Origin of the sequence: Fibrella rubiginis (genome assembly GCF_017353185.1) — a bacterium.
Lineage (GTDB): Bacteria > Bacteroidota > Bacteroidia > Cytophagales > Spirosomataceae > Fibrella > Fibrella rubiginis.
This window is the reverse complement of record NZ_JAFMYV010000006.1, coordinates 242,223-264,550: the sequence shown is the minus strand read 5'-3', so window position 1 is coordinate 264,550 and position 22,328 is coordinate 242,223. Positions and strand designations below refer to the sequence as shown.

Annotated in this window: 21 protein-coding genes; 13 read left to right on the top strand and 8 right to left on the bottom strand. The window is 53.9% G+C overall.

Features of this window, described 5'->3' with window-relative positions; all coding sequences use genetic code 11:
- Nucleotides 1-22: 22 nt before the first annotated feature.
- Nucleotides 23-2,596: a TonB-dependent receptor gene (locus J2I47_RS13710; RefSeq protein WP_207365150.1), complete on the bottom strand. Its 2,574-nt coding sequence runs from the start codon at nt 2,594-2,596 to the stop codon at nt 23-25.
- Nucleotides 2,597-2,783: 187 nt separating this feature from the next.
- Here J2I47_RS13710 and J2I47_RS13705 point away from each other — a divergent pair, with 187 nt between their 5' ends.
- A complete protein-coding gene (locus J2I47_RS13705; protein WP_207365149.1) occupies nt 2,784-3,527 on the top strand; it encodes a class I SAM-dependent methyltransferase in 744 nt (247 codons plus the stop codon).
- 114 nt (nt 3,528-3,641) lie between these two features.
- Here the strand turns inward: J2I47_RS13705 and J2I47_RS13700 are convergent, their stop codons facing one another.
- The 3 genes from J2I47_RS13700 to J2I47_RS26875 form a co-directional block, all read right to left on the bottom strand.
- A complete protein-coding gene (locus J2I47_RS13700) occupies nt 3,642-4,652 on the bottom strand; it encodes a glycosyltransferase family 2 protein (protein WP_207365148.1) in 1,011 nt (336 codons plus the stop codon).
- 95 nt (nt 4,653-4,747) lie between these two features.
- Complete coding sequence (locus J2I47_RS13695) at nt 4,748-5,110, bottom strand: YbaB/EbfC family nucleoid-associated protein (RefSeq protein ID WP_207365147.1); 363 nt, start codon at nt 5,108-5,110, stop codon at nt 4,748-4,750.
- 51 nt (nt 5,111-5,161) lie between these two features.
- Nucleotides 5,162-7,129, bottom strand: a complete 1,968-nt coding sequence (locus tag J2I47_RS26875; protein WP_207365146.1) for a T9SS type B sorting domain-containing protein — start codon at nt 7,127-7,129, stop codon at nt 5,162-5,164.
- 191 nt (nt 7,130-7,320) lie between these two features.
- On the opposite strand from J2I47_RS26875, the gene J2I47_RS13685 reads away from it, so the two are divergent.
- Nucleotides 7,321-8,559, top strand: a complete 1,239-nt coding sequence (locus J2I47_RS13685) for a bifunctional 3,4-dihydroxy-2-butanone-4-phosphate synthase/GTP cyclohydrolase II (protein WP_207365145.1) — start codon at nt 7,321-7,323, stop codon at nt 8,557-8,559.
- 165 nt (nt 8,560-8,724) lie between these two features.
- Here J2I47_RS13685 and J2I47_RS13680 read toward each other — a convergent pair whose 3' ends face one another.
- Nucleotides 8,725-8,946 carry a DUF2795 domain-containing protein gene (locus J2I47_RS13680; RefSeq protein ID WP_207336174.1) on the bottom strand — a complete coding sequence of 74 codons (222 nt, stop codon included), beginning with the start codon at nt 8,944-8,946 and terminating at the stop codon, nt 8,725-8,727.
- A 213-nt stretch (nt 8,947-9,159) separates the two neighbouring features.
- Here J2I47_RS13680 and J2I47_RS13675 point away from each other — a divergent pair, with 213 nt between their 5' ends.
- Complete coding sequence (locus tag J2I47_RS13675; RefSeq protein WP_207365144.1) at nt 9,160-10,032, top strand: aldose 1-epimerase family protein; 873 nt, start codon at nt 9,160-9,162, stop codon at nt 10,030-10,032.
- A gap of 57 nt (nt 10,033-10,089) precedes the next feature.
- Here J2I47_RS13675 and gldA read toward each other — a convergent pair whose 3' ends face one another.
- Nucleotides 10,090-11,004, bottom strand: coding sequence for a gliding motility-associated ABC transporter ATP-binding subunit GldA (gldA, locus tag J2I47_RS13670; protein ID WP_207365143.1), 915 nt, complete (start codon nt 11,002-11,004; stop codon nt 10,090-10,092).
- Nucleotides 11,005-11,147: 143 nt separating this feature from the next.
- On the opposite strand from gldA, the gene J2I47_RS13665 reads away from it, so the two are divergent.
- The 4 genes from J2I47_RS13665 (at nt 11,148) to J2I47_RS13650 (ending at nt 14,689) form a co-directional block, all read left to right on the top strand.
- Nucleotides 11,148-12,812 (top strand): amino acid permease, encoded by a 1,665-nt coding sequence (locus J2I47_RS13665; protein ID WP_207365142.1) that lies wholly within the window; start codon nt 11,148-11,150, stop codon nt 12,810-12,812.
- Between the two features lie 37 nt (nt 12,813-12,849).
- Entirely contained in the window at nt 12,850-13,065 is a 216-nt protein-coding gene (locus J2I47_RS13660) for a hypothetical protein (protein ID WP_207365141.1), read from the top strand.
- A gap of 41 nt (nt 13,066-13,106) precedes the next feature.
- Nucleotides 13,107-14,051 (top strand): polysaccharide deacetylase family protein, encoded by a 945-nt coding sequence (locus tag J2I47_RS13655; protein WP_229374597.1) that lies wholly within the window; start codon nt 13,107-13,109, stop codon nt 14,049-14,051.
- A gap of 122 nt (nt 14,052-14,173) precedes the next feature.
- Nucleotides 14,174-14,689: a dihydrofolate reductase gene (locus tag J2I47_RS13650; RefSeq protein ID WP_207365139.1), complete on the top strand. Its 516-nt coding sequence runs from the start codon at nt 14,174-14,176 to the stop codon at nt 14,687-14,689.
- Nucleotides 14,690-14,863: 174 nt separating this feature from the next.
- Here J2I47_RS13650 and greA read toward each other — a convergent pair whose 3' ends face one another.
- The gene (gene greA, locus J2I47_RS13645) at nt 14,864-15,337 is read right to left on the bottom strand and encodes a transcription elongation factor GreA (RefSeq protein WP_207365138.1); all 474 of its coding nucleotides are present in this window, start codon (nt 15,335-15,337) and stop codon (nt 14,864-14,866) included.
- A gap of 261 nt (nt 15,338-15,598) precedes the next feature.
- Between greA and fmt the strand changes: the two genes are divergently transcribed.
- From fmt to J2I47_RS13630, 3 genes are all read left to right on the top strand, one after another.
- The gene (fmt, locus tag J2I47_RS13640; protein ID WP_229374595.1) at nt 15,599-16,522 is read left to right on the top strand and encodes a methionyl-tRNA formyltransferase; all 924 of its coding nucleotides are present in this window, start codon (nt 15,599-15,601) and stop codon (nt 16,520-16,522) included.
- A gap of 204 nt (nt 16,523-16,726) precedes the next feature.
- Nucleotides 16,727-17,719 carry an NAD-dependent epimerase/dehydratase family protein gene (locus J2I47_RS13635; protein ID WP_207365137.1) on the top strand — a complete coding sequence of 331 codons (993 nt, stop codon included), beginning with the start codon at nt 16,727-16,729 and terminating at the stop codon, nt 17,717-17,719.
- Nucleotides 17,703-18,587 carry an SDR family NAD(P)-dependent oxidoreductase gene (locus J2I47_RS13630; RefSeq protein WP_207365136.1) on the top strand — a complete coding sequence of 295 codons (885 nt, stop codon included), beginning with the start codon at nt 17,703-17,705 and terminating at the stop codon, nt 18,585-18,587. Before J2I47_RS13635 ends, J2I47_RS13630 begins: the two co-directional genes overlap by 17 nt.
- A gap of 101 nt (nt 18,588-18,688) precedes the next feature.
- Here J2I47_RS13630 and J2I47_RS13625 read toward each other — a convergent pair whose 3' ends face one another.
- Entirely contained in the window at nt 18,689-19,936 is a 1,248-nt protein-coding gene (locus J2I47_RS13625; RefSeq protein WP_207365135.1) for a TCR/Tet family MFS transporter, read from the bottom strand.
- Nucleotides 19,937-20,126: 190 nt separating this feature from the next.
- On the opposite strand from J2I47_RS13625, the gene J2I47_RS13620 reads away from it, so the two are divergent.
- The 3 genes from J2I47_RS13620 (at nt 20,127) to J2I47_RS13610 (ending at nt 22,319) form a co-directional block, all read left to right on the top strand.
- Complete coding sequence (locus tag J2I47_RS13620) at nt 20,127-20,588, top strand: DUF2721 domain-containing protein (protein ID WP_207365134.1); 462 nt, start codon at nt 20,127-20,129, stop codon at nt 20,586-20,588.
- 55 nt (nt 20,589-20,643) lie between these two features.
- Complete coding sequence (locus tag J2I47_RS13615; RefSeq protein ID WP_207365133.1) at nt 20,644-21,384, top strand: proteasome-type protease; 741 nt, start codon at nt 20,644-20,646, stop codon at nt 21,382-21,384.
- A gap of 89 nt (nt 21,385-21,473) precedes the next feature.
- Nucleotides 21,474-22,319 carry a transglutaminase family protein gene (locus J2I47_RS13610; RefSeq protein WP_207365132.1) on the top strand — a complete coding sequence of 282 codons (846 nt, stop codon included), beginning with the start codon at nt 21,474-21,476 and terminating at the stop codon, nt 22,317-22,319.
- The last annotated feature ends 9 nt before the right edge of the window (nt 22,320-22,328 follow it).

The following is a 22,328-nucleotide window of genomic DNA, read 5'->3' as shown; positions in this document are numbered from 1 at the left end:
CGTGTTAAAGTTAAGGATTTACTCACTGTCTTGGCGCACCACCAGGTGCACCACCCGTTGGGGCAGCCCCGCCGCCTGTACCGTCTGATTTCACGTCGTCGTTGTTGACCGAGCGGGCTTTTTTGCGGGGCGCTTCGGCGGTGACCTTACCCAGCTTCAGCGTAAAGGTTAGCCGGATGCCGCGGTTGTAGAGGTAGACGTCGTTGACCTGGTTAAACAGGGGTGAATTGAGCACGGTATGGATGTTGAATCGCTCCTGGAGGAAGTTCTCTGCTGCCAGACCCAGACTGGCTTTTTTGTTGGCAAATTCTTTTTTCACGCCCACCGTGTAGAACGCAAAACCACCCTGCGTACCCTGCAACTGAATGGTATTGCCCTGCATGAAGCCGAAGGCCTGCACACCCCAGCCGTGCTTGAACTGTGCCTGCACAAATGACCCACCGCTGACGTTGAAGCCCGTATTGGTTAACTCCGACGTAAGACCGTCTCGGCCCGTAACCTGCCCGCTCAGGCTGGTATAGAAGGCATTCAGAAACACGCCCACGTTGATTTTTGATGTTGCCGCCACGTTGATAAACGCGTTGGTACCATACGCATATTGGCGGCCAATATTTTGATACTGACTCACAATAGCGCCCGCCAGGCTATCAGAAGGACGGCTGACCTGCACAATCGCGTTGTTGGTTACGCGCCCGAAGAACGTGGCGTTAACAAACGTTTTCTTGATGGTTCTGCTCACGCCCAGTTCAAAGTTATTAGTTAGTTCAGGCCGTAGTTGAGGATTGCCAATAGTGATGTTCTGCGGGTTGGCGGCGTTGAAGTTGGGGTTCAACTGCTGCAAACCGGGCCGCTGAATACGGCGGTTGAAGCCAAGCTTGAACGTGGTGCCGCTGAACGTTTTAGACGCATTGACGCTGGGCACCAACACGCCGTAGTCGCCCACGCCGAGGCTGCCTTTCTCGGCCGTGCTGGCGTCGATGAAGGTGTGTTCGTAGCGTAACCCTCCCTTAAACGTGTATCGTTTTTTGGTCGTGTACGTGTAAGATGTATACGTGGCTGCAATATTCTGATGATACAGCAATGCCCCCTGCGTGCCGTTTTGGGCCGTCACCAGTTCGCCCGTAGACCCCCCGATGAGGTAGCGGTAGTCGCTGTTTACTTCCCGGAAAATGGCTTTCGCACCAAACTCAATCTGCTGATTTTTTTTAATAGGCGTCTGATAATCAGTCTGCAACGTAAATTCCTGATTGACGTTTTTATTCAGATTTTGCTGTCGGCCTGTTAGTGTGCCCGCGCTGCTGATCAGGTCCGCATTGAAATTGTTGGTTAGGTCGGTGCGGCTGTAAAGAGTCGATATGCTCCATTCCTGCTGGGGTTTGAACGTGTGCAGGTAATCGACGTTCATGTCTACTGTGCCCGACAGGTTTTTGGTATCTACATACCGGTTTTGCGCAAAGCTCTGTACGTTGTTGGTAAACAGTTGAGTAAGCAAGTTCTGCTGGTTAACAAAGTTGCGCACCCCGTAGCGTACCCCCGCCGTCAGGCTCTGGTTTTTGGCCAGGTCATAGTCGAAACCAGCATTGTACTGCCCAAACAGGCCCTGACTGTGCCCATCGCCACCCTGCCGGGTTAACGTGGTCACGTTGTTAACCACGCTCGACTGATCGAGGTTGGTGCGCGTGATGGTGTTGTAGATACCCCGGCCAAACCCGCCAATAGTGAACCCCGCCTTTCCCTTGCGGTAAGTGCCATTGAGCGCCAGACTGGACCCCCGGTTGCCCACCCCCGAATCGATGTTCAGGTTCAGACCCTGTAAACTGTTTTTCTTCGTAATAATGTTAATAATACCCCCCGATCCTTCGGCATCGTACTTCGCCGATGGACTGGTGATCACTTCTACCGTTTTGATCTGATCCGCGGGTATTTGCTTCAGGGCGTCGGCCACGCTGCTGGCCACGATGGTGCTGGGCTTGTTGTTGATCAGCACCCGGATATTCTGGTTGCCGCGTAGACTCACGTTCCCGTCGAGGTCTACGGTGAGTAGGGGCACTTTTCGCAGCACGTCGGTGGCATCACCGCCTTTAGCCAGGATGTCTTTGTCGGCGTTGTATACCAGCCGGTCTACTTTTTCTTCAATAATAGCCGCCTGCCCGGTCACGGTTACTTCAGCCAAGGTCTTCACGCTGGTAGGCAGTTTGATAACACCCAAATCCAGCGTCTGCCCGTTGGTAACCGTCAGACTGTCAATGGTTTTGCTGCGAAACCCGACAAACGAAATTAAGATTCTGTAGTTACCGGCCACTAGTTTGGCTAACGTGAATTTGCCCTTGTCGTCAGCCACGGTACCGTCGACGGCCTTACCGGTGGCGCGGTTGTAAAGGGCAATGCTGGCAAATTCCACGGCTTTGGTGATAGCCGAGTCGACCACATAACCCGTGATTTTGGCGGTGCCTTTGGGACTATTGTCGCCAGCGGTGCCGGGGAGTGCTTTGGGCTGTGCTGCGCCGCCGCCCATGCCAAACTGAGCCTGTGCGGTGGTTGTGATAATCGTGAGCAGTAGTAATAAGGCAATAGAGAGTAAACGTTTCGATTCCATGGCGGTTGTGTTGAACGCAACAAAGGTGAAACGGCATTCTCATGACTAAAACGAAAACAGGACAAACCCGGTAATTGACCGGATGGATATTAGTTTATCGCCGACGAACGGATAGGCCCCCCGCCAATTGCCCTAAAACAAGCCGTTGAATCAATACGTTACATTGGAAACATCAACACCAACAACTATGTCGGCTCGTTCAATAGGGTTCGTTGCGCTCATTTTCCTGTCGGGATGCGGTCGGGGGCAGAATACCCGTCAGGCTGAAACGGCCACTACCGGCGCAGACTCAGGTACCGCTTATACCGCCAAAAATCCTGCCTACGATGGCACCGGACGGGTGTATATGGGTCGCGAAATTGCGCAGGTGATGGGTCATTTGGGTGCCGACTGGCTCGAACGCCCCGAACGGCAGCAGGAAGAGCGGACAGATCTGCTGCTGACGGCGCTGGCCCTGAAACCCACCGACGTGGTGGCCGATATTGGCGCGGGAACAGGCTTTTTCAGTTTTCCCATGGCGCGGGTGGTATCACAGGGCAAAGTGCTGGCCGTTGATATTCAGCCCGAAATGATCGAATACCTCAATGCCAACAAGGCAAAAAATAAAGCTCCCAATGTGGTTCCTGTGCTGGGCACCATCACCGATCCCAAACTGCCCGCCAACGGTGTAGACCTGGCCCTGATGATTGACGCCTACCACGAGTTTTCCAATCCCCGCGAAATGGGTGAGGCCCTGGTGCGGTCGCTGAAACCGGGAGGGCGTATTGTACTGGTTGAATACCGCGGTGAAGACCCGAAGGTGCCCATTAAGGAACACCATAAAATGACCGAAGCGCAGGCCGTGAAAGAAATGAAAGCGCTGGGCCTGAAACTGCTGAAGAACGATAGCCGCCTACCTCAGCAGCACATTCTGATTTTTGGAAAAGGGTAATGGATCACCCGTAGGGGCTGCCCATCGTGGCCGCCCGACGTGCGTCAGCAATTGCGCCTATTGCATTTACTACATCATTGCTGGCGCATGTCGGGCGGCCACGATGGGCAGCCCCTACAAGTCTGAAAATTTTCGCTTGCCTTCGGCAAAATAAGCCCAGATAATGCTCTTTGGGTAGAGCGAAACGGGTGCGGTGGCTGTGGCGCTCAGGGCTTTGCGTTTAGGTGAAAAACGGCTCACCAGCCCGTAAAAGGCAAAATGCGCCCGCAGAATAGCCCAGATCGACGACCATTGGCCCCGCAACAGCAGCGGCCCCGCCGACAGGCCATCGACCACCAGCCGAAGCAGCAGCAATGGCCAGGGGTTTTCATCAGGAAGATTTTTGTACAGCATCAGCAGGCTGTTACGGTAGTTCAGGTATGTCTTGTGCGGATTGGTTTTGTCCAGCGTACCCCCACCCACATGATGTACCGTTGCCTGTCCACACGTCCAGATTTCGTGGCCTATTCGCTGTACGCGCCAGCACCAGTCGATCTCTTCCATGTGCGCGAAAAAATCGGCGTCGAAGCCACCCGTTTCATGGAAAACCCGCGCCCGCACAAACAGGCACGCACCCGTGGCCCAGAACACCCGCCGGTTGTCGTTATACTGCCCATGGTCTGTTTCAACAGTGTCGAACAGGCGTCCCCGGCAGAACGCAAACCCCAGCCAGTCGAGATAGCCCCCGGCGGCACCAGCATATTCAAATGTTGTTGGCTGATGGTAGGCCAGAATCTTGGGCTGACAGGCCACGGCGGCGGGGTGCGCCTCGAACAGATTCATAACAGGCTCTATCCAGCCGGGCGTAACGGCCACGTCGGAGTTCAGCAGACAGTAATATTCGGCATCGATCTGTTGCAGGGCGGCATTGTAGCCCCCAGCATAGCCTTCGTTGGTGGGTAGTTCCAGGATCCAGACGCTGGGAAAATCGCTCCGCAACATGGCCACTGACCCATCCGTGCTGCCATTATCGGCTACCCAAACTGTGGCTCCGTTGGCGTTTTCCAGTACCGACGGCAAAAAACGCGACAGAAACGACTGCCCGTTGTAGTTCAGGATTACGATAGCAAGGTCAGGAGAGGTCATCGGTTACGGCGATTAGTCATTAGACTTTAAATATCAGCCTTTGGTCATTCGTCTTTACAAACGACCACCACTCAATGACACAAAGCGGGTGAACATTACCCCATCAGGCTTCCCAGATCCATGCCCGGAATGTTAGGCAGCATGCCCTCCGTGGCTTTGCGGATGTGCTCTTTGATGAGTGGCTCAACGTTGTCCATCGCTTTGTTGGTAGCCGCCACAATCAGGTCCTGCAGCATCTCCCGGTCGTCGGCAGGATTGTCGCCGGTTTTCAACAGGTCGGGGTCAATCTGCAGTTTGACGAGCTGCTTTGTGCCGTTGACGGTGGCCTGCACCAGCCCCGCCCCCGATTCGCCCGTGGCCGAAATGGTGTTCAATGTGTCCTGGGCGTCTTTCATGCGGGATTGAATTTCCTTCATTTTCCCCATCATACCCATCATATCTCCTAGGTTACCAAACATGGTCTGTCGTCTTGTTTTTTAGCACAACACGCCGTTGGTCGGGCATGTTTCCTACCGGATCAAAAGTACGCGGCCTGTGCGAACGTAGGTTTGTCCTTTTAAATCTTTGATCTCCACGCGGTAAGGGTAATACCCCATCGGCGCCGGCGATCCGTTCGACAGCAGGCCACTCCACCCTGTCGATTTGGGATCTGTCGTATTAAACACTACGTCGCCCCACCGGCTGTAGATAGTCATTGAAAACGTGTCCCAGAAAGCCCCCTTAGCCATAAACGCGTCGTTGTTGCTGTCTCCGTTGGGCGAAAACGCGTCGGGCATAAACAGTTTGGGGGCCAGCAGCACCAGAATGGGGTTGGAATAACTTTCTACACCATTGATGTCGTAGGCCACAATCTGGTACGTGTAGGTCTGGGTGTCGGTCTGGTTAGGGTCCGGCTCCCATCGTGTGTTGCTGCCCACGTCAATTTTGTCGGAGAGACCCGTAGTGGGGTCAATCTTAATGACCTGATACCCGGCCACGGCACTACCCGAAAACGGCGAAAAGGCCGTCCAGGTCAGAGCATTATTGTCGGGGGTTGTCAGGTGAACAGTGCAGGCCGGAGCCGTGTAGTCAGACGTGATGCCGCAGTTGTTCTGAATCGCCGTGCGGTAACAGTAGCCCTGCGTAGCAGAATTGGCCGTTTTGTCGGTGTAACTCCGGTCGGCGCTGACCTGGGCAAGGGGCGTAAACGGTCCGCCGGGGCCATCAGCGCGGGTAATAAGCAGGGTGTAGGTGCTGGGGGCCGTCGCGGTTAGTGATGCCTGTAGTTTCACGCCGTCGGCTTCTACCGACACAAAGGCCTTGATGGGTGGTTTGGGCGGCTCGTTGTTTATGCCCACCACACAAACCGGTGCCGAATAGACCATCGTGCCCGTATTATTGTCAAGTCTTAGGGAAACGTCGTAGCAATAGTTAACACCACACTGGATATTGGCGGCGTCGACGAAGGGGGCTGATGAGGGCCGGCTACCAACCGGGCTTCCGTTGCTGTTAATCCGATAAATACGAATGGGGTCCGTCCCACCATAAACAGGCCAGGTGACAGTGTTCTGTTTATCGCCGGGTGATACGCTCACGGGAATACTGCACACCCCCGCCGACCGTAACTCCGTGCCTCCGCAGGCATCCTGTACGCCCACCTGAAAGCAGTTGACATTGGTGGAAGGCACCCCGTTAATAGTAAACACCCCACTGCCTGTCGACGTGGCCGTTTGCCCGGTTGGGTTGTAATTGCCCGACCCATCGCGCTGATACAAGGTTACCACTGCCCCAGCCGATGAACCGTATTTCAAGGCCACGCTGGTTGCCGATGAGGTAAGTTCCGCAATAGATACGGCTGGTGCCGGAATATTCTGTACCAGCACTTGTTTCGGATTAGCGGGACCAACGCAGGCTCCAAGATATGACCCCACTACATTAATAACGGGGTTGCCAGGACCGGGGTAGGTATGCACGGGTGCTATGAAACTGCCTGTATTGCCCGAAAGCGGCACCTCCGTGGGGGGCAGACCGTCGCCCCAGTTAATTGTAATTTTGTCGTATCGGGCTGTTTCGGCATCTAATGCGTAGGTCAACGTGGCTTTCCGTCCGGGGCAAACTACCACGCTATAGGCAACTGGTTTTACAGGTAGCACATCAATGACCTTACAGGCCACCGCATTGGTGCCGCCGCTACTGCCCACCTGTAAAATGGTGTACGAACCTGGCTTTGAGTAGGTCCACTTTGTGGACTGCGAAAACTGCTGTCCGCTGGCCAGTGGCTTGCCATCGTACTCGAAAACGTAGCCTACGTTGGTTAGAGTAGCTACTGTATTCACTACTGTAACTGGCCCGCTAAGGCAGGCGCGGGCAGGTGCAGTGAAACCTCCTCCTTGTGTGGCTCGGTCGCAGACACTTTGCGAACGAACAGGTAACGTGTTGATTACCAGATAAGCCCAGCAGAAAAGGAGGGGCAGTAGCCGGTTCCGGGAAAGTAGCACGGAAGGTATCAGTGTTTCGTATGTAAGAATTGAATGGTCTGACTGACTAACGCAAAACCCGCCGTTTTAGCATCCGACGAAACGTATCTTCGCCGGAAGGAGTTTTACACCAAACGTCGCCTCCGGCTAGCTAACGGATAATTATAGGCAAAAAAAGGGCCAGTTCCGAAACCGTCCGACGTGCATACGCTATGAACAAAGATACTGCGATAATCCGCTTAGACCGGGTTGAAGACGCTATTGCCGATATACGTGCTGGGAAAATTGTGCTGGTGGTTGACGACGAAGATCGCGAAAATGAAGGCGATATGGTCTGTGCCGCCGAACTGGTAACCGCCGAAATGGTCAATTTTATGACCAAAGAAGGTCGCGGCCTGATGTGTGCCCCCCTCACCAACGAACGCTGTCATGAGTTGGGACTGGACATGATGGTAGGCAACAACACATCAGTGCATACCACACCATTCACCGTTTCGGTCGACTTACTGGGCCACGGCTGCACCACGGGTATTTCGGCTTCTGACCGGGCCAAAACCATTCTGGCCCTTGCCGACCCCACCACCACACCCGAAGACCTGGGCCGCCCGGGCCATATTTTTCCTCTCCGGGCCGTAGACGGGGGCGTGATCCGGCGGGCGGGGCATACCGAAGCAACCGTTGATCTGGCGCGGCTGGCGGGCCTGAAACCAGCGGGCGTGCTGATTGAGGTGCTTAATGAAGACGGCACGATGGCGCGCCTGCCCCAGCTACGCAACATTGCCGACAAGTTTGGCATGAAACTGATTAGTATTCAGGATCTTATCAGTTATCGGTTACAGAAAGAAAGCCTGATTCGTCGTGAAATTGGCGTGGATATGCCCACCGACTACGGCCATTTCGACTTGATTGCTTATAAACAAAAAGACACTGACGACACCCACCTTGCCCTCGTAAAAGGTACCTGGTCCCCCGACGAACCGGTGCTGGTACGCGTACACTCGTCATGTGTGACGGGCGACATCTTTGGCTCGTGCCGCTGCGACTGTGGCGGTCAGCTTCACGCCTCCATGCAGATGGTAGAGAAAGAAGGCAAGGGTGTAGTGCTGTACATGTTTCAGGAAGGGCGTGGCATTGGGTTGATTAATAAGCTCAAAGCCTACAAACTTCAGGAAATGGGCCGCGACACCGTGGAGGCCAACCTGGAACTGGGCCTGCCGATGGATGCCCGCGATTATGGTGTGGGAGCGCAAATCCTCCGCGACCTGGGCATCCGCAAACTCCGGCTGATCTCGAACAACCCCAAAAAACGCGCTGGTCTCATGGGTTACGGTCTCGAGATTGTCGACACCGTACCGATGGAAATAGCCTCCAACCCGCACAACCTTAAGTACTTACAAACCAAGCGCGACAAAATGGGGCATACCATTCTGAACGAAGAGCAGGGAGTGTAAGTGAGTTTAAGGTCTAATGTCCAAGGTTGCTTCGCTCATCGACTTGCTCTAATTAGCGAAGCAACCTTGGACATTAGACCTTAAACCTTAAACCCGTTTAGCCTTGAAACGCAAAAAGCCCCATTCACGCTGTGAATGGGGCTTTTTGCGTTTCAAGGCTAAACGTTAGTATTCGTCTTCGTTGAAGAAAAAATCGTCTTTGGTAGGGTAATCGGGCCAGATCTCTTCGATGCTTTCGTAGGGCTGACCGTCGTCTTCCAGTTCGTGTAGATTTTCGACCACTTCCAGCGGGGCACCCGACCGGACAGAAAAGTCAATTAGTTCATCTTTGGTGGCGGGCCAAGGGGCATCTTCGAGGTAGGATGCTAATTCAAGTGTCCAGTACATAGTAGACTCAGATCTGATTAAATGTCTTTTTTTCGAGGCTGCAAAAGTATAAAAATTTGCTTTCGCAATACGTTGCTCCGTTTCTTTTTGGGAGGCTGTCTTTTAGCAGGTTAAGCCATAAACGGTTGCCTAGGGGCAATGTTATAAAAACTAACCATATTTTGTACAGTTAACCGATAAACAGGTACCAAAACCCCGCTTAGGCCCTTCGTTATGAAACAAGTTCTTAAGAATGAACACATCCGTTTAGTCATTAATCATCAGGGTGCTGAGATGACCTCGCTGATAAACCTGGCCACGCAGACCGAACACCTCTGGCAGGGCGACCCGGCTATCTGGCCCTGGCACGCGCCTAATCTGTTTCCGGTGGTGGGCGGGCAGACTAATGACCAAATTGTTGTCGATGGGCAGGCTTATCCTATGAAGCGGCACGGTTTCGCCCGAAACTCGGAGTTTATCAATACCGAATGCACGCCTACCTACGCCTCCTTTGAACTACGGTCGTCGCCCGAAACAAAGGCGATGTATCCTTACGATTTTATTTTTGAAATCATCTATGAACTCGACGGGCCGGATGTGATCATTGAATATAAGGTACGCAACCTGTCGGAGACCAACATGTTTTTGTCGCTGGGGGCGCACCCGGCGTTCAACGTGCCTTTTGCCCCCGGCGAAGACTACACCGATTACTACATTGAGTTTGATCGAGACGGGTCCCTGGAAACCAGCCTGCTGGGTCCCGACGGGCTACTTTCGGGCGAAAAGGGGCGTATTCATTTGGAAGAACGCCAACTGAACCTGACCCCTAATCTGTTCGATAATGACGCGCTGGTACTGCTGAGCCTGAAATCGCGCAAAGTGAGTTTGTGCAGTCGCAAAAACGACCACCGCATCACCCTCGAATTCGGCATGTTTCCTTATCTGGGCCTTTGGGCCAAGCCCGGTGCGCCCTTTGTCTGCATCGAACCCTGGCTCGGTGTGGCCGATACCGCCAACCGCCCCATGCCCATCGAAGGCAAACAGGGTATTCACCGCGTTACGCCCAAAACCAGTTTTATTGCGCACTATTATTTGGGTGTTGTCTGACGGAGCGATTTGCTCCGTTCGTTTCAGTAGAACGGAGCAAATCGCTCCGTCAGACAGCTACTGCGTCAACTCCTTAAACAACGCTTCCAATGAGGCTTCCTGCTGGCGCAAACCAATGAGGGTCAGGCCTTTGTCGGCGGCGAGGCGGAATAGCGCGGCACGGATGTCGGTGTTGGGCAGTGCAGTAAGGCGGTATTGCCCTGAGCCAACAGGCGTTACCGACGTAATACCGGGTAGCGTAGTCAGGATAGATGAATTGGGCAGGTCGGTTTCAAACTCGGCCAGAAGGGTAAGCTCCCCGGCCTGTTGAGTACGGAGTTCGGCCAGCGAACTGTTAGCGACTAGTTGCCCTTTGTTGATAATCACTACCCGGTCGCAGAGGGCTTCTACTTCCTGCATGATGTGCGTGGAAAACAGCACCGTTTTATCCTTACCCACTTCCCGGATCACCGCCCGAATGTCGGCTAACTGATTGGGGTCCAGTCCCGTAGTGGGTTCGTCGAGAATAAGTACGGGCGGATTGTGCAGAAATGCCTGCGCCAGCCCCACCCGCTGCCGGTAGCCTTTGGAGAGTTGCCCGATGCGTTTATTCCGTTCGGTTCCAAGACCTACCAGATCAACTACGTCGTTGATGCGCTGCGTGAGTGTTCGCCCTCCCATGCCGTGTAGTGACCCGGCAAATTGCAAAAACTCAGTCACGTACATATCCAGGTAAAGCGGGTTATGTTCGGGCAGGTAACCTACGCTCCGGCGCACGGCCATGGGATCGGTCAGGATATCGTGACCTGCCACGGTGGCCGTGCCGCTGCTGGGCGTGAGGTAGCCCGTCAGCATTTTCATCGTAGTCGATTTGCCTGCGCCATTTGGTCCCAGAAAACCCACGATCTCGCCCGGCTGCACCACGAAAGAAATGGCATCGACGGCCCGCTGTGCTTCATAGGTTTTACTCAGCGCTTGTACCTGAATAGACATATATTGGATGGGCGGAAGTGACCCCGCTGTTGGTCTGACTGTGGAGAAAGTGCGTGTGGACGAGGGGCAAAAAACCGCAAACTCTACCTATTTTTAACGATTCATTGTCAAAAAAAGTCGGTAGTCACCCACCTTCCCGTTTCATGAGCGATTCTCTTTTCCGTAAAAAGACCGTATCCCAAATTCTCGACGATGCCGCCACTGGCGAATCCAGCAAGCTCGTAAAAACGCTGGGTGTGCGTGACCTGACATCATTCGGTATTGCGGCCATTATTGGAGCGGGTATTTTCAGTACCATTGGCCTGGCGAGTTATAATGGGGGTCCGGCGGTGTCGCTGCTGTTTGTGTTTACGGCTGTCGCCTGCGTGTTTACAGCCCTCAGCTACGCGCAGTTTGCCTCTACGGTACCCGTCAGCGGCAGTGCCTATACCTACGCCTATGTGGCCTTCGGCGAAATTTTTGCCTGGGTCATCGGCTGGGCGCTCATCCTCGAATATGCCGTTTCCAACATGGTGGTGGCCATTTCGTGGTCCGAATACTTCACGTCGATGCTGAGTGGGTTTGGTATCACGTTCCCCAAATACTTTGCCACCGACTACGGGTCGGCCCACCGCGCCTGGGAGTTAGTGCAACAAACGAAGCAGGCAGGCACCGCCCTCAGCACCCTGCCCGAAAACACGCAACTGCTGGCTAAAGCCTGGGCTGATGCGCCTACCATGGGTGGCCTGCACCTTATTGCCAACCTGCCCGCCGGGGCCATTACGGTGCTCATTACGGCGCTGGTGTATGTGGGCATCAAAGAATCGCGCACGGCGAGTAATATTTTAGTGGTGCTGAAACTAGCCGTGATTGGACTGGTCATTGGCGTGGGAGCGTTCTACGTGAAACCCGCCAACTGGAGTCCGTTTGCCCCCAATGGCATGGCGGGCGTACTCAGCGGCGTGGCGTCGGTGTTCTTCGCCTTCATCGGTTTCGACTCCATTTCCACCACTGCCGAGGAGTGCAAAAACCCCCAGCGCGACCTGCCCCGCGCCATGCTCTATTGTCTGGCTATCTGCACCGTATTATACGTATTAATCACCCTTGTGCTCACGGGCATGGTGAATTATAAGGAGTTAGGGGTGAGTGACCCGCTGGCCTATGTGTTTCAGAAAGTAAACCTGGATTTTGTGGCAGGCGTTATCTCGGTCAGTGCGGTGGTGGCCATCACGAGCGCACTGCTGGTGTACCAGCTTGGGCAGCCCCGCATCTGGATGACCATGAGCCGCGATGGCCTGCTCTGGAAACGTTTCTCCACGATTCACCCCAAATACAAAACGCCTTCCTTTGCAACTATCGTGACGGGTTTTCTGGTGGCCCTGCCGTCGTTGTTTATGGACCTGAAATTCTTCGTAGACCTCACCAGCGTAGGTACGTTCTTCGCGTTTATCATGGTCTGCGGCGGAATCCTGTTTCTAGACGCCAAAGGCCTCACGGCTCAGTCGAAGTTTAAGGTGCCCTACATCAACGGCAAGTACATCATCGGCGTTGCCTTTGTCGTAGCGTTTGCTTATGCGCACGGGCTGCACATTGCTGAAATGGCCAACGAAAAGCCCCTGTTGATCGTTTTTTGGGCTATCTGGCTGGTGTTGGCGGTGCAGGGATTCCGCTACAATTTCTCGCTGTTGCCTGTCATCGGCGTATTAACAAACCTGTACCTGATGACTGAACTCGGTGCCAGTAACTGGCAAATATTTGGTATCTGGCTCATCATCGGCTTGGCCATCTATTTCTCCTACGGCTACCGCAAAAGCAAGCTGGCTAGATAGCGTTTACTGTTCAATGTCCAAGGTTCAATAAGACATTATGAAAACCACTATACAAACGGATGATCCTGAAGAAATGAACCAACTCATTAGCTGGCTGAGTGAAAGTAGACTTTTTCCGAAAATTTCATTGTCAGCTAGTTTGGATGAGTTGAGAACCATCCTTCAAAAAAATAGCCAGATTAATCCATCCGAGTTGTTTGGTGTTTGGGTAAATCAAACCTGTACACAAGAAGATTTAATAAAGCATCTATGAAATCAACTTGCCTTTTTCTAGCCCTCTCTTTCTTCATCACTATGCCCACTTTTGCTCAAGACACGACATACGCTGAGCGGCTGGGCTTCCCGCGAGGCAAAAAAGTGATTGTGCTCCACGTCGACGATGCGGGCATGAGCTACGAATCGAACCGGGGTGCCATACGGGCCACCGAGGAAGGCATCGCTAACTCTACGAGCGTGATGATGCCCTGCGCGTGGGTGCCTCAGTTTATGACCTACGTGAAAGCCCACCCCAAACTCGACGTGGGTATTCACCTGACCATGACCAGCGAATGGCCCAGCTACCGCTGGTCGCCGCTGATTGGGCAGCCCGCTGGCAAAGGTCTGATTGATGCGCAGGGGGCGTTTTGGCCGTCCGTTGCCGAAACCGTTGCCCACGCCAGCCCCGACGAAGTAGAAGCCGAAATGCGGGCGCAGATTGCCCGGTTCCGGGCGTTTGGCGTGGAGCCTACCCATATGGATTCGCACATGGGTACGTTGTTTCAGGTCAAATTTCTGATGCGCTACGTGAAAGTGGCCATCGAAGAAAAGATCCCGGCCCTGTTTCCGGGTGGGCATGCGGCGCTGGTGTCGGCCGACATGAAACTGCCCGACAGTCAGCGGCAACTGGCCCGGCAGGTGGGGAAACAGCTCTGGAATGCCGGATTGCCCGTTTTCGATGACCTCGACGGCAGTAGCTACGGCTGGACGCTACCTAACAACGGCACTGACCCCACCGCCCTGCGGAAGATGAAGACCGAGAAATTCATCGACCTGCTGAACCGCGCCCAGCCCGGCCTGACCTACGTGATCATGCACTGTACCGAACCGTCGGCCAACTTTGCGCAGATCAGTAACTCCGGCCCTACCCGCCATGGCGATCTGCTTGCGATGCTCGATCCAACGCTGAAAGCGTACATTCAAAAAGAAGGTATTATCCTCACCACCTGCCGCGAACTGATGGAGCGGCGGAGGGGGAAATAATGAACAATGAATAATGTACAATGAACAATGGCTTCGCCGGTCCGCCGATGCGGCTTGACCATTCCAGCGCGAAGCCATTGTTCATTGTACATTATTCATTGTTCATTATTTACATAAAACATATGAAAATCAGCCTTATAGCCGCGATGGCGCAGAATCGGGTAATCGGAAAAGACAACGATCTGCCCTGGCACTTGCCCGACGATTTTGCTTATTTCAAGCAGAAAACAGGTGGCCACGTTATCGTCATGGGTCGGAAATCGTTTGAGGCGCTGGGGAAACCGCTACCCAAACGGACCAACATCGTCATTACCCGGCAGGCCGATTTCCGGGCCGGGGGCATCACCGTAGTTCCCTCATTGGAGGCCGCGCTGGATGTGGCCCGGCTTATTGAAGCAAAGGCCGAACAGACCGGGGAAGGGACAGCCGAAATTTTTGTCATTGGCGGGGCGGAAATTTACACCCTCGCCCTACCCGTGGCTGATCGGATTTACCTGACCGAAGTACAAAAAGCCTATGACGGCGATACTCGTTTTCCGGAATTCGACCGCACCATCTGGCACGAAACTTCCCGCCAGCATCACCCCGCCGACGACCGCCACGAAACAGCGTTCGATTTTGTCGTGTATGACAAGTAGGGGCGGCCCATAGTGGCCGCCCGGCACGCGTAAGCAATGAACTGCCTGTTGCCTGATCGTCAGTAACCAACAAAATGAGGCATTGCTACTGTTTTAGCAATGCCTCATTTTGCGTACGAAAGCGGGCGGCCACTGACGTGTCCGAGAGTGGGCGGCCACGAGGGGCCGCCCCTACTACCGGCTTATCTCCAGTACTTCGAATTCGATTTTTCCGGCGGGAATCGTGATTTCGGCGGAATCGCCTACTTTCTTGCCCAGCAAGCCCTTACCGATAGGTGAACCTACCGAGATACGGCCCATCTTCAGGTCGGCCTCTTCTTCAGACACCAGCGTGTAGGTTACCTCCATACCGGTTTTCTTATTTTTAATCTTCACCTTCGACAACACTGATACCTGCGACGTGTCGATAGATGACTCGTCGAGCAGGCGGGCATTGGCAACGACTTCTTCCAGTTTCGAAATTTTCAGTTCGTGCAAACCCTGGGCGTCTTTGGCGGCGTCATATTCGGCGTTTTCGCTCAGGTCACCTTTGTCGCGGGCCTCGGCAATCTGGTGGGCAATGGCAGTACGACCTTTGGTTTTAAGCTCGTTCAATTCGGCCTTGAGGCGCGCGAGGCCCTCTTCGGTGTAATAATTAATCTTCGACATATTGAGTTGGTGTCAGGAATTTGATGTACGGCTGGGGCATAAAAAAAGAACGGCACACCAGCCGTTCTGCAAGCAATTTAGTTTGTTTTGCAGCCCAGTCAGGATGACCGACGAATCATGGTGTTAACAGTCCGTTTTCGCATGTGATCGGATGGTGTATAGACAAATGTACAACTTTCGATGAGCTTTTGTCAATGCCCGCGCAGCCCTCTGAGCGAATGGCCAACCTAAACCAGTTACCTTAAAACAACTACCATACGCATGAACAGTCAGCTACGTATCATCTTTATGGGCACCCCCGATTTTGCAGTGGCATCGCTCCGGAAACTGCTTCAGGGTGGCTGCCATGTAGTAGCTGTAGTAACCGCTCCTAACCGGCCTTCGGGTCGGGGCCTCACACTGACGGCCTCGCCGGTGAAACAGGCCGCCGTGGCCGCAGGCATCCCCGTGTTGCAACCCGAAAAGCTGCGCGATCCGGCTTTTTTAACCGAATTAGCCAGTTTTGAAGCTGATTTGCAGGTAGTGGTGGCTTTTCGGATGTTGCCCGAAGTGGTCTGGGCCATGCCGCGTGTGGGGACCTTTAATCTGCATGGGTCTAAGCTGCCGCAATACCGGGGGGCCGCACCGATCAACTGGGCGATCATCAACGGCGAAATCGAGACGGGTGTGACCACTTTTTTCATCGAAAAAGAGATCGATACCGGGCAGATGATTTTCCAGGAAACCGAGCCCATCCACCCCGACGATACCGCCGGGACGTTGCACGACCGGTTGATGGAGTTGGGTGCGGGGCTGGTGCTGAAAACGGTTGAGGCCATCGAAGCGGGACAGTATCCACGCACTCCACAGCCTGAAAGTGCCGAGCTAAAACCAGCCCCTAAACTCCACCGGGACACCACCGAAATCAACTGGAACCAGCCCGCCCACAACATCCGCAATTTTGTGCGTGGACTATCACCCTACCCAACCGCGTGGACGGTGATCAACGGCAAAACATACAAAATCTACGCTGCCGCTATTGCTAACGAAAGTCCCATGCCCGCCGAGCCGGGACAAGCCTTCACCGATCACAAAACCAAGCTCCTGGTCCGCGCCGAAGATGGCTGGCTGTCTATTACTGAATTACAAGCTGAAGGTAAACGCCGTATGGCCATCGGCGATTTTCTGCGGGGAAACACGATTTAGTTTTCCGTTTGCTGTCTTCTGTTGCTACGCGCTGTGGTGAGCTACGCGCTCTAGGCCCTTCGACAAGCTCAGGGTGACAGGCCATCTAATGCAGTTCAGGTACTTGATTCTAGTTGCCTGTCACCCTGAGCTTGTCGAAGGGCCATGCGTCAGCAACCTACCGCGCGTAGCAACAGCAAACGGAAAACTCTAAACTACCTTCAGATGCCAACAACGATACTCCTAACCGGCGCTAACGGGTTTTTGGGTAGCCACATTGCCCGCGAGCTGCTCAACCGGCGGTATGTTGTGCGGGCGTTGGTGCGGCCCGGCAGCAACCGAAAAACCCTGCCCGACTTGCCCATCGAGATCGTGGAAGGTGATTTACTACACCCTGCTGACGTATTGCGGGCGTCAATCGGCTGCAAAGCAGTAATTCATGCGGCAGCGCTGGCCCAGGTGAATCCAGCCCGAAACCCACAGGTATGGGCGGTAAACAAGACCGGTACTGAGAATGTGCTGGCAGCTATAAAACAGGCTGATCTTAAACGGTTGGTTTACGTTGGAACGGCCAACGTGTTTGGTTTTGGCACGAAAGAGCAGCCCGGTAACGAATTGACGCCCTATTCAGGGGCAGTTTACGGAGTTGACTATATGGACAGCAAAGTGGCCGCTACCGACCTGGTTCGCCAGGCTGCTTACCGCGATGAAGTGGCTGCTATTATGGTTCATCCCACGTTTTTGCTCGGCCCGCTGGATAGCAAACCTACGTCGGGAGCGATGCTGCTGGCGGTGGCTAAAAAGCAATTGCCCGGTTACCCGGCGGGTGGTAAAAACTACGTCCACGTGCGCGACGCGGCCATTGCTACCGTCAATGCCCTTACTATGGGCCGGTTAGGCGAATCCTATATTTTGGGCAATGAGAACTTAACGTATCAGGAAGCCTTTACACTCATGGCGAATGTAGCTGGAGTATCACCACCTCGCTTTCTGCTACCACCAGCGGCAGCCCGGCTCTATGCCCAGTTTAGTGACTGGCTGGCTAACATCCGTGGTCGCGTTCCCACCGTAAATGTGCCTATGGCAATGATTGCCAACGACGGTCATTATTTTTCATCGGAAAAGGCGGTGCGCGAACTTAACTTACCCCAAACACCCATTCGGGAGGCTATTCAGGATGCCTACGACTGGTTTTTAGCGAATGGATACTTACGTTAACAAGATAAATACCCCATCTACCCACCAGCCGACTCAGATTTCCGAATCAACATCGACACAACCATTCACCGGAAAAGTTTTTCTGGTAACTGGTTCAGAATCAGGCATTGGTCGTGAAACAGCTCGTGAGTTAGCCCGACAGGGGGCGGCAGTGATGCTCAATGGTCTGCGCCCCGACCGGCTTCTGGAAACTCATCGGCTGTTTGCTGAAGAGGGGTTGCTGGTCGATACCTGCGTTGCTGACGTTACTAACTGGGACGATTGCCAGCGACTGGTCGACACTACAATGCTGGCCTTCGGGCGACTCGACGGGCTAATTACCAACGCCAGCGTATCCATGCGGGCCTATTTCAACGACCTTGACATCGACGTGTTTCGCACTGTTTGCGACAGTAATATCTACGGTACGGTGTATCCGCTTAAGGCTGCGTTGCCCTATCTGAAGGCCTCGCGGGGGTCAGTTACGTTTATCTCATCGGTGTCGGCACTGAATGGATTACCCAGTGGATCAGCCTATTGCGCCGGAAAAGCCGCCGTGAGCAACCTGGCCCACACCCTGCGGCTGGAGTGGCACGACACCGGCATGCACATTGGCGTGGTGCACATTGGTTTTACCCGAAACGACCCTGATAAACGTGTTTTTGATGCGGGCGGTCAGCCCGTACCCATTGCTCACCGGCCACCTAATCTGCAGATGACCCAGCCCCAGGTAGCGCAACGCATTGCCCGTCACATTCGTCAACGCCGCCAGATCACGGTACTCACCGGCACGGGCCGCCTCAATGCGTTCATGAGCCGCTACTTCCCCCACCTCGCTGACCGCATTCTGCTCTGGAGCATGCGCCGCTGGCCAAGAATGTATGAGTGAAAGGGATTTGGGATTGTGGATTTGGGATTTCGGATCGGGCTAACGCATGAGTACGCTTGCGTTAGCCCGATCCGAAATCCCAAATCCACAATCCCAAATCCCTACGCTTCCTCCTTCACCACGGGCACTACTGCCGGCTGCACGTAGGTTTTCAGGGCCGACGCGGTGATGATAATGGCGATGATGGTGAATACGCCGCCTGCCAGGTAGGGCGCACCGGGAAAATAGATGGGTGCGCCGGGCCTGGTAAAATAGGCAAACAGATTGGTCATCAGCACTGGGCTGAAAATGGCGGTCAGGCTCATCAGGCTGGTTAGTGCCCCCTGTAACTCGCCCTGCTCGTTAGGAGGCACCTGCCCCGAAATAATGCCCTGAATAGCCGGACCCGTGATGCCCGCAAAAGCGTAGGGCGCAATCAAAGCCAGTGCCATCCAGCCTTTGCTGGCGAAAGTGAAGCCAATAAAGGCAAACACATATACGATCATGCCCAGAAATACAGCTCGCTTCTGTCCAATCTTTGGAATAATGATTCGGATAAGTCCGCCCTGCACAATGGCCACGGCTAGTCCTACTAGGGCCAGCGAAATGCCTACCAGCTTTGTATCCCATCCGTAGCGGAGCATGGTAAAATACCCCCAAACGGACTGCATAACCTGTCCGGCGATGTATAGAAATGCCAGCGCAGCAATCAACCCAACCAGCGATTTATAGCGCTGGAGCGCTTTAAACGAACCAATGGCATTGGCCCGCCGCCAGTCGAAGGGGCGGCGATTGTCGAGAGACAGGGATTCGGGCAGGACGAAGTAGCCGTAGAGGCAATTGCAGAGTGATAAGGCTGCCGCCGCCAGAAACGGTGCCCGCGTGCCGTAGCTGCTCAGCAGGCCACCCATGCTGGGACCAATGATAAACCCTAGTCCGAAGGCCGCGCCAACCAGCCCGAAATTCTGTGCCCGTTTTTCGGGAGTACTGATATCGGCGATATAGGCACTGGCGGTGGTGAAACTGGCCCCACACATACCCGCAAACACCCGGACCACAAACAACCAGGTGATGGTGGGAGTAAAGGCAGAGACAAAGAAGTCGACACCCAGACCGAATAAAGACAGCAGCAACACCGGGCGGCGGCCATATTGGTCACTGAGGCCACCCATGACAGGGGCAAACAAAAACTGCATGGCGGCATAGGCAAATGTGAGCCAGCCGCCATATTGTGCTGCCGCGCTGAGGCCTTCGCCCGTGAGTTCTTCAATAAGTTTGGGCACCACCGGCACAATCAGGCCAATGCCGATACAATCGACAAGGATGGTGATGAAAATGAAAATGAGTGCGGGGTTACGTTTCTCGGCCATGAGGAAGCAAGTTGCGGAGGCAGGTTCTATTTTGTTGCAAGTTACGACCTTCCCAACCGATACCCTTTCCGAACTACGCAACAGGGCAGGGGGTTTATGGTGTAGTCTGTTCATGAGGGCGTTTGCCATCTACAGCGCGAAGTAACTGAAGACAGAAAACCCCTTCACGAACACACTAAACTGAAGCAATATGGAACTCACCATCAGTACGCCGGCCTTACTGTTCTCAACGGTTTCGCTGTTGATGATTGCCTTCACCAACCGGTTTTTGGCTATTTCCAGTCTCATTCGTGACCTGCACGACAAGTTTAGAACCAACCCCGAAGATGTGTACGTAAATCAGATCAAGAACCTGCACCAGCGGCTCCGGCTTATTCGCAATATCCAGGTGCTGGCCGTGCTTAGCCTGTTGCTTAGTGCAATCTGCATGTTTGCTATCTTCCAGAATAACCAGCTCATTGCCAGGTATTTGTTTGGCTTTGCGCTGTTGCTGCAAATCGCTGCACTGCTGATTTCCGTCTGGGAAATATCCATTTCTATCAACGCGTTGCGCATTGAACTGAGCGATATGGAAAAGGAATTGGGCCACCGTCGGTTCGATCTCTTCGCCCTGCGTTCTCGCCTGGGAGGGCCGGAGGCAGAACAAGATTAACCCCGCCCTGCTGCCTATCTTTGTCCACTGTACGTTTTACTAATTTCCGCTGCCAATGACCTATTGCTTAGGTATCAAAGTGAAGTCCGGACTAGTTGCCATTGCCGATACCCGCCTGACCTCAGGCACTGAAGTATCAACAAACCGGAAAATCACCGTCCATGAAGTCAAGAACCATTCGCTGTTCATTATGACGTCGGGCCTTCGCTCGGTCCGGGATAAAGCCATCACGTATTTCCGCGAAGTGCTGGCCGAACAGGACCAGAGTTTCAACAAGCTGTACAAAGCCGTAAATGCGTTTGGCGAGCAGGTGAAGCGCGTGGCTGCTGAAGATAAAGCGTCTATTCTGGCGGCAGGGATGAGTTTCAATCTGCACGCTATTGTGGGTGGGCAATTACAGGACGACGACGAACATAAGCTCTTTCTGCTCTATCCGGAAGGCAACTGGGTAGAAGTCGATTCAGGATCGTTGTTTAAAATAATCGGTAATGCGAATTATGGTAAACCGTTGTTATTCAGAAACCTAACGTATGAATCCACTTTGCAGGAAGCCCTGAAAATTGGTTTCCTGGCTTTCGATGCTACCCGCGTCAGTGCCAATGACGTAGACTACCCTCTCGACGTGGTGATCTATAACAAAGACTCGTTTCACATGACCGAACACCGGTTGGAGAAAGAGGACATGGATGAAATATCGCATCAGTGGAGTGCCCTGCTCAACAATTCCGTTCGCCGCCTGCCCACCTATTGGATGGATCCCATTTTTGATAAAATGAGTTTAAAGTCCAACGTTTAAAGTCTAACGTTAAAATGCTCAACCTAAGTCGTAAAATGGCTATTCCGCAGGCAGCATAACATTAAATTTTAGACGTTAAACATACCCTCATGCACCTCTCCGTTTGGCATCAGTTGCGGTACCGGTACGACCAGCCCGTTGTGCTTAATCCGCACATGGTGTACCTGTACCCACGTACATACCCCTATCAGCGCTTGCAACAGTACGATTTGCAGATTGACCCGATGCCCTCTAAGGTGGTGCGGAATGTGGACGTGGAAGGTAATGTGCAGCAGATCATCTACTTCGCCGGGCCAACTGACCACCTGACCATTACAGCCGAACTAACTGTCGATTCGGACCCATTTAACTCGCTGGATTTTGTCTTGTTTCCGTTTGACACACAGCGCGTTCCGTTTAATTATGCGGCTGATCTGCGTCCATTGCTCACGCCCTATCTGGTGCGCGACGGCGTAACAAATGCCGTAGAAGCCTGGGCGCGGCAGATCGCCACGGACGTGTCGTGGCAAACGGTACCGTTCCTGCTGGCCCTGAGCGACACCATCCGGCAGTTTGTCTATGTGGTCCGCGAAGAGGGTGCTCCGCTCTTACCCGAACAAACCCTGCTTGACCGTTGTGGTTCGTGCCGCGACTACACTACGCTCTACATGGCCGCCTGCCGGAGCCTGGGCCTTGCTGCTCGCTTTGTGAGTGGCTACCTCTTTGGCTCCGCCCAGCAGGAGCATCAACTCCACGCCTGGGCTGAGGTCTACCTCCCTGGTGCGGGTTGGCGTGGCTTCGACCCCACCGAAAACACGGTTGTGGTCAATAAGCATGTTTTCTTAGCTTCTTCAGCCCGCGCCGAACTCACCGCCCCTGTCAGCGGTACCTTCACCGGTCAGGCCAACTCAATGCTCGAAGCAGACGTGAGGATAAAAGGGAATGAGGAGTGCTGAGTGATAAAT